This window comes from Clostridioides sp. ES-S-0190-01 (assembly GCF_020658275.1).
In the GTDB taxonomy this organism is placed as follows: Bacteria; Bacillota; Clostridia; order Peptostreptococcales; family Peptostreptococcaceae; genus Clostridioides.
The window spans coordinates 447,969-464,687 of sequence record NZ_JACVWA010000015.1; the positions used below are offsets into that span (position 1 = coordinate 447,969).

General features: G+C 27.6%; 19 protein-coding genes and 1 other RNA gene. 5 read left to right on the forward strand and 15 right to left on the reverse strand.

Features of this window, described 5'->3' with window-relative positions; all coding sequences use genetic code 11:
• Nucleotides 1–27: 27 nt before the first annotated feature.
• The 10 genes from IC214_RS05480 to IC214_RS05520 form a co-directional block, all read right to left on the reverse strand.
• The gene (locus IC214_RS05480) at nucleotides 28–1,224 is read right to left on the reverse strand and encodes a restriction endonuclease subunit S (RefSeq protein ID WP_227866356.1); all 1,197 of its coding nucleotides are present in this window, start codon (nucleotides 1,222–1,224) and stop codon (nucleotides 28–30) included.
• A gap of 392 nt (nucleotides 1,225–1,616) precedes the next feature.
• Entirely contained in the window at nucleotides 1,617–1,739 is a 123-nt protein-coding gene (locus tag IC214_RS20830) for a hypothetical protein (RefSeq protein ID WP_255613127.1), read from the reverse strand.
• 11 nt (nucleotides 1,740–1,750) lie between these two features.
• Nucleotides 1,751–3,286 (reverse strand): type I restriction-modification system subunit M, encoded by a 1,536-nt coding sequence (locus IC214_RS05485; protein ID WP_227866357.1) that lies wholly within the window; start codon nucleotides 3,284–3,286, stop codon nucleotides 1,751–1,753.
• Nucleotides 3,287–3,301: 15 nt separating this feature from the next.
• The gene (locus tag IC214_RS05490; RefSeq protein ID WP_227866358.1) at nucleotides 3,302–3,868 is read right to left on the reverse strand and encodes a restriction endonuclease subunit S; all 567 of its coding nucleotides are present in this window, start codon (nucleotides 3,866–3,868) and stop codon (nucleotides 3,302–3,304) included.
• A gap of 12 nt (nucleotides 3,869–3,880) precedes the next feature.
• On the reverse strand, nucleotides 3,881–5,983 hold the full coding sequence (locus tag IC214_RS05495) for a Z1 domain-containing protein (protein WP_227866359.1): 2,103 nt from the start codon (nucleotides 5,981–5,983) through the stop codon (nucleotides 3,881–3,883).
• Nucleotides 5,984–6,811: 828 nt separating this feature from the next.
• Nucleotides 6,812–7,087: a hypothetical protein gene (locus IC214_RS05500; RefSeq protein ID WP_102814821.1), complete on the reverse strand. Its 276-nt coding sequence runs from the start codon at nucleotides 7,085–7,087 to the stop codon at nucleotides 6,812–6,814.
• A gap of 181 nt (nucleotides 7,088–7,268) precedes the next feature.
• Nucleotides 7,269–8,600 carry a replicative DNA helicase gene (locus IC214_RS05505; protein ID WP_021362984.1) on the reverse strand — a complete coding sequence of 444 codons (1,332 nt, stop codon included), beginning with the start codon at nucleotides 8,598–8,600 and terminating at the stop codon, nucleotides 7,269–7,271.
• Between the two features lie 12 nt (nucleotides 8,601–8,612).
• A complete protein-coding gene (locus IC214_RS05510; protein ID WP_227866360.1) occupies nucleotides 8,613–9,356 on the reverse strand; it encodes a hypothetical protein in 744 nt (247 codons plus the stop codon).
• A gap of 20 nt (nucleotides 9,357–9,376) precedes the next feature.
• Entirely contained in the window at nucleotides 9,377–9,691 is a 315-nt protein-coding gene (locus tag IC214_RS05515; RefSeq protein WP_227860614.1) for a hypothetical protein, read from the reverse strand.
• Between the two features lie 3 nt (nucleotides 9,692–9,694).
• Nucleotides 9,695–9,889: a helix-turn-helix transcriptional regulator gene (locus IC214_RS05520; RefSeq protein ID WP_070112955.1), complete on the reverse strand. Its 195-nt coding sequence runs from the start codon at nucleotides 9,887–9,889 to the stop codon at nucleotides 9,695–9,697.
• 141 nt (nucleotides 9,890–10,030) lie between these two features.
• On the opposite strand from IC214_RS05520, the gene IC214_RS05525 reads away from it, so the two are divergent.
• From IC214_RS05525 to IC214_RS05540, 4 genes are all read left to right on the forward strand, one after another.
• Nucleotides 10,031–10,891: a helix-turn-helix domain-containing protein gene (locus IC214_RS05525; RefSeq protein ID WP_227866361.1), complete on the forward strand. Its 861-nt coding sequence runs from the start codon at nucleotides 10,031–10,033 to the stop codon at nucleotides 10,889–10,891.
• 91 nt (nucleotides 10,892–10,982) lie between these two features.
• Entirely contained in the window at nucleotides 10,983–11,735 is a 753-nt protein-coding gene (locus IC214_RS05530) for a Fic family protein (protein WP_227866362.1), read from the forward strand.
• Entirely contained in the window at nucleotides 11,725–11,928 is a 204-nt protein-coding gene (locus tag IC214_RS05535) for a hypothetical protein (RefSeq protein WP_227866363.1), read from the forward strand. The genes IC214_RS05530 and IC214_RS05535 overlap by 11 nt, the downstream gene beginning before the upstream one ends.
• A 26-nt stretch (nucleotides 11,929–11,954) precedes the next feature.
• Nucleotides 11,955–12,890, forward strand: coding sequence for a site-specific integrase (locus IC214_RS05540; RefSeq protein WP_255613128.1), 936 nt, complete (start codon nucleotides 11,955–11,957; stop codon nucleotides 12,888–12,890).
• A gap of 117 nt (nucleotides 12,891–13,007) precedes the next feature.
• On the opposite strand, the gene IC214_RS05545 is transcribed toward IC214_RS05540, so the two are convergent.
• The 5 genes from IC214_RS05545 to smpB all read right to left on the reverse strand — a co-directional run bounded on the left by IC214_RS05545 (nucleotide 13,008) and on the right by smpB (nucleotide 15,195).
• On the reverse strand, nucleotides 13,008–13,238 hold the full coding sequence (locus IC214_RS05545; RefSeq protein ID WP_227862878.1) for a hypothetical protein: 231 nt from the start codon (nucleotides 13,236–13,238) through the stop codon (nucleotides 13,008–13,010).
• A gap of 5 nt (nucleotides 13,239–13,243) precedes the next feature.
• Complete coding sequence (locus IC214_RS05550; protein ID WP_413926639.1) at nucleotides 13,244–13,714, reverse strand: DUF3990 domain-containing protein; 471 nt, start codon at nucleotides 13,712–13,714, stop codon at nucleotides 13,244–13,246.
• 7 nt (nucleotides 13,715–13,721) lie between these two features.
• Entirely contained in the window at nucleotides 13,722–13,937 is a 216-nt protein-coding gene (locus IC214_RS05555; RefSeq protein ID WP_227450928.1) for a DUF3791 domain-containing protein, read from the reverse strand.
• A gap of 295 nt (nucleotides 13,938–14,232) precedes the next feature.
• Nucleotides 14,233–14,582: a transfer-messenger RNA gene (gene ssrA / locus IC214_RS05560) on the reverse strand.
• A 157-nt stretch (nucleotides 14,583–14,739) separates the two neighbouring features.
• The gene (gene smpB / locus IC214_RS05565; protein ID WP_054275121.1) at nucleotides 14,740–15,195 is read right to left on the reverse strand and encodes an SsrA-binding protein SmpB; all 456 of its coding nucleotides are present in this window, start codon (nucleotides 15,193–15,195) and stop codon (nucleotides 14,740–14,742) included.
• Nucleotides 15,196–15,816: 621 nt separating this feature from the next.
• On the opposite strand from smpB, the gene IC214_RS05570 reads away from it, so the two are divergent.
• Nucleotides 15,817–16,644 carry an AIM24 family protein gene (locus tag IC214_RS05570; RefSeq protein ID WP_227433791.1) on the forward strand — a complete coding sequence of 276 codons (828 nt, stop codon included), beginning with the start codon at nucleotides 15,817–15,819 and terminating at the stop codon, nucleotides 16,642–16,644.
• The last annotated feature ends 75 nt before the right edge of the window (nucleotides 16,645–16,719 follow it).

The following is a 16,719-nucleotide window of genomic DNA, read 5'->3' on the forward strand; positions in this document are numbered from 1 at the left end:
TTAGTATTTAATATATTTTATAATTACTTATACTCTTACTATACCTGTTAAAAGTAATTGCATAATACCTTTCTTTTGCTCTTTTAGTAGTTCTATTTCTTTTCTTAGTAAATCAATTTCTTTATCTGATGTTCTTAGTATAGACGCAATCATTTTTTGTTCATTTATGTCTACAGGTATATTAACCTTTATTCTCTTAAAATTTTCATACTTTAAGTTTAATGTATCACTTACCAAACCTTGAGAGTGTCTATAAAATAAATTAATTATCTTAGGAAGTTTAAATAGATACGAGATAAATTCTGAATCAACATTTTCTGTTGGTTGTAATATTGTATATGCTGGACTCACTATACCTTCGTATTTAGAAAAACCAGATACTCCTTGCCACATTCTCATTGTATTATAGCCTATATCTCCAGGTAAGATTCTCTTATATTTACTCTTATCTTCACTAGAGTTATCTTTTATATCTACTGCTGTTCTTTTTACAACCCCATTAGCAGAAGTTATTGCTAATAATTCTAAATCACTATATCCCATTTCTTTTCTTTCCTTCATAACATTACCTAGCTTTACAGTTTTCCATTTTTCAGTACATCCATTTATTCTTAATTGCCCAGTTAAGATTCTTTGCATTAGTCCTTTTTTACAATTAATTTTTTCATCAAGTAGTTTACTCTTTAATTCAATACTAGCTTTTACGCTATTATAAATAGTAACTATTTTCTCTTGTTCTTCTAATTTTGGTATGCATATACTTTTTTTCATCCAATCATTAGTTTTAAATAAGAGTTTTTCTATATGAACACCATCACTAGATATATAAAAATTTCTTTTCATAAATGGTAATTGCACATACAAATTGATAAATTCTAAATTAATTTTTAATTTAGGTAAAAAAACATTGTATTCATTAGATACTATTGAGTTATCAAGTTCTTCAGGAACTATTCCACAGGCTCCATGGGCTATTTGTCTTTTGGAAATTAAAAAATCTCCTTGCTTCACTCTAAATTGATTTTTTACTAATATCTTATTTCCATAAAACTTACCTCTAGAATCTATTCCATTATAATTTCGTCTGACAGTAACAAGTTCATATCTGTCTGTATCTTTCATTTCAATTGGTCTTTCTATTAGTTGTAATACATCATTTATAGTTATCCTTTCCCAATCTTTAGGAAAATTGTATTTACTATAGTTATAACTCAAATTTTTCATAACCTTCACCTCCTATTTCAACTTTCTCTGCTCTTCCTTTTCAATGGTCTTAACACTTCTCTCTGGTGTTGGTAAGTCCTCAGGCATTGTTCCACCAAGTTCTTTTATAGTATTTCTAACTTTAGTCCCAACCTCATAATGAGTTCTATTTTCATTGTCTTTTCCTTTAATATTATCTCTTCTCAGTTTTTCCTCTGTTTGTGTAGCTCAGAATAGATTTGCAGCTAGTTCTGTACTCCCCATATGATTTAATATATTTTGACTCTTCTTTAAACCTTCTTTAGCGTGTCCATCCCTAGCTTTCAATCCACCATAAAGACCCATATATCCATAATTTTGAAAAATAGCATATACAATATTAGTTTTTACACCTGCCTCTTTTGCTGCATCTACTAATTTTTTGAGTATTCAAGAGTTTCTGCTAATTCTCTTCCATACCAAAATTCTTGATCATATGCATTTATATGCTTGATTTTTTCAAGTATTTTTTCATTATATTGTTGAATTTCACTCATAGCATTCCTCCTTAGTTTAAACCTAATTCTTCTAAGTATTTAGCCATTTGAGTTTCAACTTCTGATATCTCCGCTTTTAACTTAGATATGTTTTCTGCTACAACTTCCATATCAACCATTTCTTCTTCTTCAAAAGTATCAACATATCTAGGTATATTTAAATTATAATCATTTTCTTTTATTTCTTCTGAACTTGCTACGTAACTATACTTATCTAAAGTTTCATAACTTTCATATACTCTAACAATCTCTTGTAAATCTTCTTCCCTTAACTTATTCTGATTTTTACCCTTTTCATAATGATCGTCTCCTGAAGCATCTATAAACAACACATTATCTCTTTCTCTATTGTTTTTAAATATTAATACTACTGCAGGTATTCCTGTTCCGAAGAATAAATTTTCTGGTAATCCTATTACTGCGTCTAAAAGATTTAACTCGAGTATTTTTTTTCTTATTTTTCCTTCACTAGCACCTCTAAATAATACTCCATGAGGTAATACAACCCCCATTCTTCCTTCTTCTGCTAAAGAATATAACATATGCTGAATAAATGCAAAGTCACCTTTGCTTGATGGTGCTACTCCCCATTCAAATCTTCTGTGTATATCTAGACTACTTTCCATCTTAAATTTTTTGTCCTCTACCTCAGCCCCTGAGAATCCCATAGCCCACTTATCTAAAGAGAAAGGTGGATTAGCTACAACAACTTGAAACTTCATTAATTTTCCATCTTCTAAATGAAGTGGATTTGATAGAGTATCTCCATTCTCAATCTTTGCATCATCAATACCATGTAAGAACATATTCATCTTACAAAGTGCTTGAGTTTGTCCATTTCTTTCTTGACCATAAATCTGAGCTTTTCCATTAGGTACTTTTTTAAATGCTCTTATAAGAAGAGATCCTGAACCACAAGTTGGATCATATATTCTATCATTTGCTTCAGGTTTTACTAGTCTAGCAAGTAACTCTGAAACCATTGATGGAGTAAAAAACTCTCCTCCTTTTTTTCCTGCATCTGATGCAAATTGAGCTATCATATATTCATAAGAATCTCCAATTACATCATTTCCTGCTATATTACTTGGCTTTAAATTTAATGATTTGAAATCATTTAATAAAGTTCTTAATATGGCATTTCTATCATTAGTTTTTCCTAATATAACTTCTGAATTAAAATCTATATTTCTAAACACACCTCTTAATTTTGATTTATTTGATTCCTCTATATGCTCCAATGCTTTATTTATAATATCCCCTATACTACTATCATTTCTCTTCTCATATAAATAATCAAAAGTAGATTTTTCATCTAATATAAATCTTTCTCTGCTTAAAGCTCTTTTTATTCTAGCTCCATCATTATTATATTTTGATGCATACTCTTCATAATGCTCTACATAAACATCACTTAAATATTTTATAAATAACATTACTAATATGTAGTCTTTATATAAAGACGAATCTATTTTACCTCTAAAAGTATCTGCTGCCCTCCATAGAGTTGAGTTAATTTCTTCTTGTGTAGTTTTTTTTATTTCCATACCTTTACCTCCATTTTATTTGAACATTTTACTCATTATAGTTTTGTGGTATTTATTTTTTTCATCTATAAATTGTTCTAGTATTTGTTTCTCTTTAATTACTAATTTGTTTAATTCTATGACCTTGTTTTGATTTTCTAATGTGTACTCTGGTATCTTTATATCTTTAAAGCTGCTAGTTCTTACAATTGGCACTGCACTACCTATAGTATCTGCTGCTAATCTTCTTTTACACTTTTCTGAATTTAGATATACTTGAATAAATCGAAAATTTATAGTTTTTGACCTATTTCTTATTATAGCAAATAAAGATGGTATAACTATATTTTCCTGATCTTTAGTTATGTATATTGCAGTATTTGGTGAACTTAATCTTACTATAATATCTCCTTCTTGTGTTAAATATTTACTTTTTATTTTTTCTTCACTAGTAAAATTATCTAGGTAATCATCTTCAAGATATCCATTTTCACTAAAACTTTTTAAGGTAAGGAGTTCATATTTGAACCCCTTATTAGTTGATGACTTTTTCCTAGCTAGTACTAACCCAGTACTAATGTCTGCTATCTCGTCTAATTTCAAATTATCACCTCATTACTTCATATAATCTGCTGCATATACAGTAGATTTCACATTTTGTGGTGTTACTAAAACTGGCCACCAGAAAGGTGTTCCGCTCCATCCATACTCTTTATCAGCCTTTCCATTTTGTTTTATTAATATTAATGATGGATTGTCTATTGCCATTTCTTTTGCAGGAATACCATCTTGTGTACCATTATCAGGAGAATTCATGATTCTTCCTGATCCAGGTGTGTATTTTTTAGTATCTCTTCCTTCTCTAACAACTAAATGTACTTCATCTTTAGATAGGTAATTAATTAAAGATAACATAGTTTCTTTATCTACAGAATAATTATCATCTAAATCAATAGTTTCATACACCAAATTAATAATATCACATGCTATTTCCTTGTTAACAGTAAATTCTGATGCTTTTTTATGATCTGGATTTTCATTAATTATTATTTTATCTATTTTGCTTACTATAGGTATTATTTTGCTTTTACACTTTGGTGTAAATCCTATTGGCAACATTCTTCTGTGCTCTTTTAGTATATGAGTTTTACTTACCATTATTTTATTAGGAGAGCAAGGAATTATTTTGCCTAGTGAATCTCTTCTTATGAAAATAATTCCATCTTTATTCTTTTGTTCTTCAAAATCTTTTCTTAATGCCGAATCAAATTCATTTATTTTTACCATTTGATTATAAAGATGTTTAGTAGTATACAATCTTGTAACTGCTAAATCTTCTAACTTTCTATAACCAAACATTCTTGCATGCTGCAATACTGTATCTTGTTGCATCTTCTGAGGCCTTCTTCCATACACAAAACCTAATAGATTTGAAATAGTTATACCTCTGTCTAATATTTGCCCACCTACAAATATATTTAATGGTGTCCTAAGTTCTAATTGCCCTCTTTCATCTAACATATCTTTTACTTCATTCTCTGAGTTGACAACAGATATAGTTATTCTTTCACTGATTGCTGTATATACTTCTGATTTCAATATTTCTTCATCTATACTGTCAAATCCATATGCTTCTATACTTCCACTTAAATCCGCTAATGATTCTAATATTAATTCATCTAGGGTCTCTTTATCATTATTTATTAACTCTTTAAGTTTTTCGACTAGTGTAATAATATTCTCTTGTCTTGTATGAGAGTTTTTTGCTATTTCTGTATGAATAATAAGGCTATATCTATTATTTTCATCAAATTCGTCTCCACCATTTTGAAGCAATCTAATAGTTCCTGCTACTATGAAGTTCATAATAGCTTTTCTTATTCCACTTATTTTTTTATGTGTAAGAACTTCTTCTTCTTTAAATACTCTTCTATCACTATTTTTTAGAATCTCAAACTCTTTTTGATCTATCTCTTCAAATAAGTATTGTGCTAACGGATTTTCTTCATGATTAAAATAATAATCTCCACCTATATATCCTTTTCCTGGTGGTACCAATACTGTGTGAGCAGGTTTTATTGGATAAATATCTACACCTAACTGAAAAGTTTCTGGCTGAAGGTATAATGAGTATGGAGTTGCTGTCACTTGGATAAATCTACATTCATCTAAAGTTCCCCTAATTTCATTTATATCTGCTACAATCCTTCTAATATCAAAAGCTTCATTTTTCTTTTCAAATCCAACACTAGCAAAATCTGCTTCATCATCAATAATCATGCACTTTTTATTAGATTTTAGAGGATAAGTTTCTATAAAATCTTTAAATCTTGTAAGATTGTTTTTTTCTTTTTTGATTATTATTATCATCTTTTGTTTTAGTTCAAATAGTGATAGATTATTTGGCATTGACATTATATCAAATATTCTTACATGTTCCCCTTTAAACTCATATTTCATTCTTGACAGTGTTTGTTGAGATAATGCGTTAGTTCCTTTAGTCAATACTACTGCTAAATCATATCCGTTATCAAATCCTAATGCAATTGTACCTATAAATGTTTTTGTTTTTCCACTTTGAATCTTACCAAGCATCATTAAAGGTTCATTTTTTAAACCTTCTAGCGTTTGAATACTTTCCTCTATGCATTCCTTTTGCTCCACTGTGTATTCATTTGAATCTATTCTCTTTTTGTAAAACTTCCCATTTAAATTCATAAATCCCCCTATTTTTTGTACTACATTAAAAATGACTTACACTTGTATAGTAACCAAATTTTGTATTATTGTCAATCTTTTTTTGTACTATATCATAAATAACATATTTATTTTTAATAAAACAATCTTTTTATAAAAACATTGATTATTTAATCAATACATTTCGTTTGAATTTCAATAGTGAGGAATATAGAAATAGAAGTGGTATTTTACTTGTTTTATTGATTTATGTAAAGTTATCTATTTAATCATTTTACTAATTTTGACATTCTTTTTTTCATAAGACTTTTTATTTTTATAGTTGAGAGTATAATATTCTGTTTATCTAAAAATAGGCTAACACTTTTTTATTACTTTTGTGATTTTTATTTATACTCAAACAATGTAATATACATGTTGATTAATACCCTTTACTTTGTTTTGATGATAAATATAGTGTCTCTTTCTATTACTCATATTTTTCTTAAATAAATACTTGTAAATTACTTTATTTATTTGCTCTGATGTATATTTATTAAACACCCTTTTTTCTCATTAGGTTCTAGATTAAGTATTATCATATTATCTTCCTCGAGTTATTATTTTAAATTTTAATAAAATTATTGTATCATATGTTTATTATCAAAATATGTTATTCACCTAAATACACAAAACCTACAATATAATTAATTGAATAAAAAATTATAGAGGGCATATTTATGCCCTCCTTTATAAAATATATTTATTTTAAACAACATAATCAAAATCTATTTAATTCAAAATATTACAGTACAATTATTAATAAACTCAATTTGTGATTTAATTATTCTACTGAAATATACAAATTAATTACTTCAACAACTCAATTGTAAATTTTGCTCCTGCTTGAAATCCAAATTTATAACTAAGCTCTCTTTCAAATTCTATCAATGAATTAAATAAATCATTTAATTTTATTAACGCATGTATTCTATTTTCTTCTAATAATCCATTCTCTATTAATTCATTAATATCTCTAATTTCTTTCCAATTTTCAATATAATACTTATCTTTTTCTAAAATATCTTTGTATATATGTTCATTTATCCAATAATCAAAATATATTTCTATAATTTCATCATACATTTTAGTACCTCCTTGACTTTCATCTGGTACTTAATATATACTTAACTTGTGTAGGTTAGTGTACATTAAGTACCTAATTTATAAAGGTAGTTGTTATATTTATATGGCAACTACCTTTTTCTAATAAATTTTTCAATCTAAATACTATATATTTTAAATCTTTATTGCATACAATTAAGGATTATATACTTACCTTCTTACATTCCTTAAAAGAAAACAAACTTCCTATATACCAATAAGGTCTAAAACCTGATTCCCCATCTCTATTTTTAGCAACTATAATCTCACTTAAACTAGCTCCAAAACCTTTTTCTCTACGCCTTAATTCTTTTATATCCTCTATTCCCATTGTCTTACAATAATCAAGAGCCTCTTTCTCTGTAGGTCTATGAATATATATAACTGAATTAGAATCCATATATATCTGTTTTGAACTTCTCATTACTCTATCACCTTTTGGTCTTTCATCCTTCAATTCATCATTTAATTGAGCCAACTGTATAATTGGAATATTAAAGTCTAAAGTAATCTTTTTTATTTGCCTTGATAAATCAGCAAATTTAGCTTCTCCAACTTCTTTACCTTCATAATCCAAAATCTGAAGATAATCAATTATAACAACATCTGGTTTAATACTTTTTATCTCCCTCTTAATTCCTGATATTGTATTCACTGAATCATTAATATATAGATTATTCTCCTGATTTAAAGTACTTAAAGCATTTATGTATTTAATTATTTCTTCTTCATTTAGATTTCTATTCTTCATTTTTACAACTGATATTCCAGTTAAAGAAGCTATGTTTCTAAACAAAATTTGTATATCACTCATTTCACCACTTATAAAAAGTACTTTTTTACCTTGAAATACTACATTTCTCATTATCTGTAAGGCTAGTGCTGTTTTTCCTCTTCCACTTTTGGCCGCTATTGTAATTAATTCACCACTATATAGACCTCCAATAGTTTCATCTAAAAATTTTATTCCTATATTGATACCTTCTTCAATTTCATCATTTATGTATTCAAAGGCTCTTTCTGATATAGCTGTTATACTAGAATCCTTCTTAACCAATTTCTGATTGACTTCATTAATGTATTTTTCTAATTGATATATAAGTGTATTATCATCTATTTCACCTAATTTGAATTTATTAAATTTATCAATTATATTTCTATTTTTATATTTTTCAATAACTATCTCAATATAATGAGATACATTACCTATAGTTGGAACTATTGTTGATAGTTTTGTCAAATAACTTATACCTCCAACATAATCTATAAGCCCTTTTTTCTTTAAATCTTCTGTAAGAGTTATTATATCTATAGGCTCATCCCTTTTATGTATATCTTTCACTGAATTGAATATATGTTTGTGTTCTTGATGATAAAACATATCTTCACTTATTAATATTTCAATCTCTTCTATTTTCCTCGAATCTAGTAAAATACTACCTAATATAGATTGTTCTGCTTCTGTGTTCTTAACTAAATTACTCATATTATCCATAATATAAACTCCCTACCACTTTAATTGTGAATCATCTGGACTATATGCATCTGCATCTACTTTGACATTAATTGATTTATCTTGATAATTGCCTTCTAATATCTTAATAAAATTATTTGGGCTCATTATCCAATCAAAACTTGCCTTCCAACCTTTTTCATTGCTTCCATTTAAAAAGCTAGTTTTACTAACTATATGAATAATTTCTAATACAGTCTCTTTATCATATTCTTTTATCCTAGCATTAATTACTTTTTTTCTAGCTTCTGTAAGTTTCTTTACTTTTGATAGTTCTGTACAAGTAATATTGAATTTTTCTATAATTTCACTGTATATTTTACTTTTTTCATTATTTACATTCTTGTTAGTTGTTAGTTGCTTGTTAATTGCATGTTGATTAGTCTGTTGATTTTCTTCATTAGATTGATATAGCTCCCAGTTTTCAATAGTTATAAGCCTATTTTTGTTTGTTGATTCATTTGTTAGAAATCCATATCTTTCAAATTTCTTTAAAGCAGTTCTTACATTCTGAATACTTACATCTTTTGAACACATATTTGCTATACTTTCCAAAGATGTTATTAACTGTCCAGATTTAACTTCATATTCTTTACCTCCATAAACCCATTTATTAGGCTTATGATTAACTGACAGTAATAAGTTTATGAGTATATCTCTTTGTTTGGAATTACAATCTTTATATAGTGGGCTTTCTTTTATCTTTCTATGAAGCTTTATCCAACCTAGATTACTCAAGTACTATCACCCACTTAAACCTATAATTTTATACCATTTGCATTTTCAATAAACCAATCATCTAGTTTATTTTTTATTATATAAACTCTATTATCTATCCATATACAAGGAAATCCTTTATTTTTAGAATGACATAACTGTCGAAACTTTGATTCCCCTATTGGATAAGTTTTAGAAGCTTCTTTACAAGTGATAAGTTGAGCTTTATCTCTTCTATATGTCTGTATCTCCTTGTACCCTTTTGCCTTTTCTTGTGCTTCTTGTTCTTGCTTTACAAGTATATTCAATGTAGCTTGTAGTGTTTTAAGAACTTCCAGATTATTTGTATCTGCCATACATCATTCCCCCTTATCAAAAAATAATTCTTCTACGCTTGTATCTAGTTCTTGAGCCAATTTTAACATCAACATATTACTTGGATTTTTTGATTTGCCTCTTTCCAAAGAAGATAAATAATATCTTGAAATACCAACTTTCTCAGCTAATTCATATTGCTTTATACCTTTTTCAATTCTTTTTAATTTGAGCTTCATTGATTTCCTCCTTCCTCTCATACCCATATTGTGCCTTTTTATCTTTCTATAAAACAGAATAACACCCATTTCGTGCTTTGTCAATATATTTAAGTGTATTAATACACCCATTTCGTGCTATAATGTATTTGAGGTGAAATTATGATAAATAGTACAATCGGAGAAAAGATTAAACAATATAGAAAATCATTAAATATGTCAAGAGATGAGCTAGCTAACAAAATTGGTTGTTCAGTTCATGCTATAGCTAAATATGAACAAAACCAAAGAAAACCTAATTTAGATATGATAAAAAAAATATCTACTGCTTTATCAATTCCTATAAATAGACTTATTATTGAAGAAAATGATTTAGATACTTCAACAAATAATTATACTAATTTAAAAGAATTTGATTCAGTGGTAAAAACATTTGATAATTACTCAGCAAAACTCATCGGAAATAATATAAGCAAATTTAGAAACATAAATAATATCTCTGTCAAAGAGCTCTCAGAAAAAATAAATTGCTCTGAAAATGAAGTTATAAATTATGAAAATGGAACAAAAATGCCTAGAATTGAAATATTAAAAAAAATAGCACTTGCTACTTATGCCAATATTGAAGATTTATTTGGATTCCCATTAGAAGAGATAAAAATAGATAACCAAACAATCCTTTATAGAAACCCTCAGACTGGATATATTGTAAATGACTTTCTTATTGATTTTATAAATAAAGATATTGACATAGATAATACTCCAGTTTCTCATTATATAGACAAGTCTGAGTTTGATTTAGTGATTTATATATTAGAAAATTATGGTTATGATATAAAGACAGACTATAAAACAAAGTTTGAAATTATAGACAATGCAGACACAATAAAACCAATTAACTTAAACTTTTCTGACTTCAAAGACTTCTCTAAAAATCTAAATTGGGTGATAAATAGTCTTGTTGAAAATTTTGTACAAGAAAATTCTAATGGTATTATTGAAGATGAGGATGAAGAATATTAGTATTGCACATTTTTAAAATATTGGTTTACTTATTAACTTTTATACATTCATAGTTAATAAATAAAAATTAGATATGGAAGGAGCTACAATCATGAATAAATCATATATACCAAAATACATATATAAATTCCCTACTAACCTACCTCATGGAGATAAAAAATATACTTTAACATATATTAGAAGAATGATAAGTGAATTTGTATATGATATGGGTAACCTAGAAAATAACCCCTTTACATTCCCAGAAGTACAAACATTACTTGATGGTATAACAGTGGGTGGACATAAATTAAGTGACCAAAATCAAATACTAAATATAAAATCATCATGGGATTATGTAATAAAATTAAGTAACAAAGAAAACTTATCTTTAAATAAAGATACAATTTGCTCTATACATAAAATAGTTGCAAGAGATGAAGCTCTAATCGTTGGAGATTTCAGAAATGGTAATATAGGTATAGCTGGTACCACTCAATATGAGTGCATAGAAGTCACTCTATTAAATGATTTATTTGTAAGTGACATAAATATCATAAATAAAATAACTAACCCCTTAGAAAAGGCTATAATAATAAATTTATGGTTGTCCTATTGTCAATTCTTCTATGATGGTAATAAAAGAACTGCTAGACTTACCTCAAACCTAATACTTATAAATAATGATATAGGAGTTCTATCAATACCAGCTAAACATAAACAAGAATACAACACATTAATGCTAAACTTCTATGAAACACTAGAAGCTGATGAAGTTATAAAATTCTTATTAGAGAAATGTATTACATTCTTTGATGGATATAACTATAAATCATATAAGGAGCTGTTTAAAAATGGCAACTAAAAGAGCTAATGGAGAAGGCTCTATCGGAAAATATAAAGATGGTTGGCGTTCCCGTATAATGATTGGTTACAATGAAGATGGTAAACCAATAAGAAAAGAATTTTATGGTAAGACTCAAAAGGAAGTTAAAGATAAATTAGATGCTTATAAAAAACAATATTATTTAGCTCTGATATTTCAGATGATAAAATAACTTTAGAACATTGGTTTTACAATTGGTTGTTTGAATATAGAATAAAAGATTTAAAACCTAAGTCATTTGAGAGATATGAAAGCATATATCGCAATTATATTAAAGATACTGATTTAGGCAATGTTAAATTAAGGGACTTAAGAGTATCTCACATACAAAAATATTACAATAGATTACTTGATTCCAATAAAAGTATACCTACTATAAGACAAATAAACACTAAACTGAAAACCTGCTTATCAGAAGCTGAAAAACAAGGTCTTATACAACGTAATTATTGTACTATGGCAAATATACCAGTTGAGAAAAAAGAAAATAAGCTTGAAATATTGACTCTTGAACAACAAAAGAGTTTTATAAAAGCTATAGAGGGGCATAAATTAGAGGTATTATTTTTACTTGCTCTTGGTACTGGACTTAGATTAGGAGAATTATTAGGACTTAAATGGTTTGATATTGATTTTAAAAAGTCTAATTTAACAGTTAAAAGAACTCTTCAAAGAACATATTTTATAGATAAAACTGGAAATAGAGAGCTTAAAGTATTAGAGCAAGAGCCAAAGACATCAAATTCTTACAGAACTGTACCTATTCCAAAAGATGTTTTAAATAAATTGAAAGAGCATAAAGTAAATCAAAATGTGGATATATTAAAGGCTGGAGAATTATATAGAAATGATAATTATGTATTTTGCAATGAATTAGGCATCCCTATAGATGATAAAAGACCTTTAAGGAATTTAAAGTCTATATTAAATAGCTTAAATATAGAGCCTATAAAGTTTCATGGTCTTAGAAAAACTTATGCAACTAGACTTTTTGAGAATGATGTCCCTCCTAAAACTGTACAAGTTTTAATGGGTCATTATGATATATCAATAACTTTGAATATATATACTCAAGTTATGGAAGATAAAAAAATTGAAGCTGTAGAAAAGTTGGATAAAATATTTTCATTGTAAAAATCAAATACATAAAAATACTATGATTTCATATAGTTAATTACAAAATCAAAATAAGGATACAAATTAATTTAATATTATCTTGTATCCTTATTTCGTATCTAGTTTTTTAACTATTTATCTTGGATAGCCTTTATGATGCATTAATCCATTTTCTAGCATTAATTCTTGAGCCAAGTATATATGACCCTTACAGTGCATATCTGATACACCCTCACTTATAAGTTTATATGTTTCAGAAGTATATAAATAATCCATACTTTCTTCCAAACTCTTGCCTGTCTGCCTAGAAAATTCTAATATAATTTTTTTATATAGTATTTGTAATAATGTTTTATTTGCTTCCATAAGCACTATACCTCCTCTTCACATCTAAACTTTAAATATTTATCTATTACATTTTGATTGGTTATACATATTTGTTCATTTGGTTTATAGTATTTTAGTCTTTTTAAAGCTTCATCTTTTTCAATAAGATTATCTTGATACAGTTCTATTGTATTGTAAATCTTATCATCAGCAATTCCACCTATTATAATGTCATATTTCATATATACATCACTCATATTTCTGCATTCTAATATAAAGTCAAGCCATTCTAAATTATAACTATCGAATATTTTTACATTACAGATTTTTTTTAATTCATCAATATCTAAAGAATAGCTATTTAAATATGCTTTTTTACCCCTTTTCTTAAAACGTTCTGTCCAGTTAAGTGCCTGTGTTTTTATACTAGTTAAATAGAATCCTTTTCCAAAATCTAAAGAATCTCTTGAGAAGATAATATTAGGCGTTTTACCACACAGTATGAACCATGATATACAATCATTACATCACGCCCTTTTCTTTAAGCACTTGTATTAAATCTTGCACTATATAACTTTTACTTTGAGAATGTAGTGCTTCATAGCAAGGTATTATATAGTTATCTAAAATATCAGTATCATGTTTAAGAAGTTTATAAACTCCTTCTGAATCTATATCCAATTTTTCTGCTAAAGCTTCAATGCAAAAAATAGAAAATTCTAGTTTTCTTTCATCCATTACAAACCTCAACTCCTATCAAACTTATATAATATATATTTTTATTAATTAACAACTTCAACTGTTTTACATTTATAAAAATATTATATCATAAAGTAGATATTAAAATTCTATGTTACCTAATATCATAATAAATAAATGCTTTTTATACACCCTAAATGCACCCCAACATACCCACAAAAAAAACTCTTTTTCTGTAGTTGGGGTACGGTTGGTGGATTTTATCACCAAAACAAAAAATACTAGTCAATAAAGACTAGCATTTCCAAGTATTTCATCATTCTTTTTTAAAAATTGGTGGAGACGAGGGGAGTCGAACCCCTGTCCGCAAATCTTTTCCTCGCTGCATCTACATGTGTAGCCAACTTTACTAATATCTCACCTTACATAACGCCAAGTGGCAGGCTCTATGCTTAGCCAGTCCCAATTAATCTACCCTAAGTCGAGACACCCTCAAAGTAGTTCCCTGCATAATGACGTCCAGTCTTAGCCGGCAGGAGGGCTAAGAGGGACGAGCAGCAACTAGGCTGCTATCGCGAAATTATCGTCTGCGTTTATTTTAAAGTTCCCCAGTTTTTACGTGACCCAGAGTAACACGACACGCAGCCTCAAGTTCCAAACCCACGTCGAAACCTTTACGCCCCCTTGAGTAGTTTATAGTCCATTAGACTCTTCGCAAACTTTATCACCATTCTTATTAAATTTTTAATGTATATATAATATAATACTTTTAAGAATAAAAATCAATGTTATGTTCTAGATAATAAAGAATTTTATTCTAAAAAATACAATTTTAACTAGTTTAATATTTCCCTGTCATTTCTCTTTCTATACGTCTTTGGGCATCTTTCTTAGCCATATCTTGACGCTTGTCATATAACTTCTTACCTTTTGCTAAAGCAATCTCTACTTTAACTTTACCATTTTTTAAATATAAACTAAGTGGTATAAGTGAATACCCCTTTATAGTAGTTGCTCCAATAAGTTTTCTTATCTCATGCTTGTGAAGCAATAACTTTCTCACTCTTAGAGGGTCAACATTAAATATATTTCCTTGCTCATATGGACTTATATGAACTTGTTTTAAAAATACTTCACTGTTATCTACAGATGCAAATCCATCACTTAGGTTGACTTTACCCTGTCTTATTGATTTTACTTCTGTTCCTTTTAATTCAATTCCACACTCATAGGTTTCCTCTATAAAATATTCATGTCTTGCTCTTTTGTTTGTTGCTAATATTTTTTTACCAGCCATATAAATCTCACCTTCTTTGCTAGAAATTTCTTTAATATATACTAAAAATTTACTAATTATTTTATATCTACAAATCTTTTGACTACCCTGTATGATAACATATTCAAGTACTTTAGTCAATATGACAACTCATACATTAAACTAATTAAGCAAGATATATTAAATAATATAACAACATATTGTAAGAAATTGCATCTACTCTATTTAATGCAAAGTCAAAATAAATTACTAAAAATAATCTATCAAACTCAAAACAAAAATTTTAATACTCTAATACCTACTTCTAACTTCTAACTTTTCACTTTTCACTTTTCACTTTTCACTTTTCACTTTTCACTTTTCACTTTTCACTTTTCACTTTTCACTTTTCACTTTTCACTTTTCACTTTTCACTTTTAAATAATTTTAACACTCCCATAAAATATAATACCCACAAATTATAAATACTACTCAAAATACATACTCAAACAATATACTTCAATTATAAATATTCTTAAAATTTCTTAATATCTATGTAAAACTTTGATGATAAAGTAGCTAATTTTTCAAAAAAAATGTAATATATAGTTATATCTTATAATATTTTAGAGATAAATTTTAATATAGTAGGGAGAAATTTGTATGGATTTAAGCAAAAAAGTAAAAATTTTAGAAAATACATCAGATGGTAGAAGTGAATTTGAAATATTAGAATTTGAAAAACTTGAAGGTGCTTCTAGCCCAATGATGGCAATGGGATTATATTTTGCTAGAGAAGCTGGCTTGAAGGCTAGACAAATTAAGATAAAATTAAATAATTCATCAATAAAAACAGAAGCTGGTGCACTGTACTATTATAAAGGAAAGATATCTTCTGAAACTAAAATTGGTGGTGTTGGAGGTCTTTTCAAAAAAGGAATATCAGGAGCACTTACTAATGAGTCAATGATGAAACCTACATATAAGGGTACTGGCGAAGTTTACTTAGAGCCTTCTTTTAGACATTATTTATTTATGAGCCTTGATAATGATTCTATAATCGTCGATAAAGGTCTATTCTATTGTTGCTCTGACACTATAGAAGTAAAGGCATTTACGCAAAAGAACTTCTCTTCTGCTTTACTTGGCGGTGAAGGTTTCTTCCAAATAGAGTTAAGTGGTACTGGTGTAGTTGTTCTAGAATGTGTTGTGCCTCAAAGTGAAATTGTAGAATATGAATTGAGCAATGGAGAAGAATTAAAAGTAGATGGTAACTTTGCAATAGCCAGAACATCTGGAGTTAATTTTTCTGTTACAAAGTCAGATAAATCTTTAATTGGTTCTGCTTTAAATGGTGAAGGTTTCTTAAATACATTTACTGGAAATGGTACAGTTTGGTTAGCTCCTACTCAAGTAATGTACGAAAAACTAAGCTTTGGAGCCATGCCTACTAATGATAATATGAATAATAAGGTTTCTAAGCAAAAATAGAAATTTTATGAAAATTTTATAAAACTATTCATGTAAAGTTAATATAAAATATACTTTTGACATCTTTAGATAAAA

Bases quoted from the DNA above. Each gene is read 5' to 3' on its own strand.
- IC214_RS05500 (WP_102814821.1), bottom strand. From the start codon at position 7,087: ATGTATGATGAAATTATAGAAATATATTTTGATTATTGGATAAATGAA.
- IC214_RS05520 (WP_070112955.1), bottom strand. From the start codon at position 9,889: ATGAAGCTCAAATTAAAAAGAATTGAAAAAGGTATAAAGCAATATGAA.
- IC214_RS05545 (WP_227862878.1), bottom strand. From the start codon at position 13,238: ATGGAAGCAAATAAAACATTATTACAAATACTATATAAAAAAATTATA.
- IC214_RS05535 (WP_227866363.1), top strand. From the start codon at position 11,725: ATGGCAACTAAAAGAGCTAATGGAGAAGGCTCTATCGGAAAATATAAA.
- IC214_RS05480 (WP_227866356.1), bottom strand. From the start codon at position 1,224: ATGAAAAATTTGAGTTATAACTATAGTAAATACAATTTTCCTAAAGAT.
- IC214_RS05570 (WP_227433791.1), top strand. From the start codon at position 15,817: ATGGATTTAAGCAAAAAAGTAAAAATTTTAGAAAATACATCAGATGGT.
- IC214_RS05530 (WP_227866362.1), top strand. From the start codon at position 10,983: ATGAATAAATCATATATACCAAAATACATATATAAATTCCCTACTAAC.
- IC214_RS05485 (WP_227866357.1), bottom strand. From the start codon at position 3,286: ATGGAAATAAAAAAAACTACACAAGAAGAAATTAACTCAACTCTATGG.
- IC214_RS05525 (WP_227866361.1), top strand. From the start codon at position 10,031: ATGATAAATAGTACAATCGGAGAAAAGATTAAACAATATAGAAAATCA.
- IC214_RS05515 (WP_227860614.1), bottom strand. From the start codon at position 9,691: ATGGCAGATACAAATAATCTGGAAGTTCTTAAAACACTACAAGCTACA.
- IC214_RS20830 (WP_255613127.1), bottom strand. From the start codon at position 1,739: ATGAGTGAAATTCAACAATATAATGAAAAAATACTTGAAAAAATCAAG.
- smpB (WP_054275121.1), bottom strand. From the start codon at position 15,195: ATGGCTGGTAAAAAAATATTAGCAACAAACAAAAGAGCAAGACATGAA.
- IC214_RS05555 (WP_227450928.1), bottom strand. From the start codon at position 13,937: ATGGATGAAAGAAAACTAGAATTTTCTATTTTTTGCATTGAAGCTTTA.
- IC214_RS05505 (WP_021362984.1), bottom strand. From the start codon at position 8,600: ATGGATAATATGAGTAATTTAGTTAAGAACACAGAAGCAGAACAATCT.
- IC214_RS05495 (WP_227866359.1), bottom strand. From the start codon at position 5,983: ATGAATTTAAATGGGAAGTTTTACAAAAAGAGAATAGATTCAAATGAA.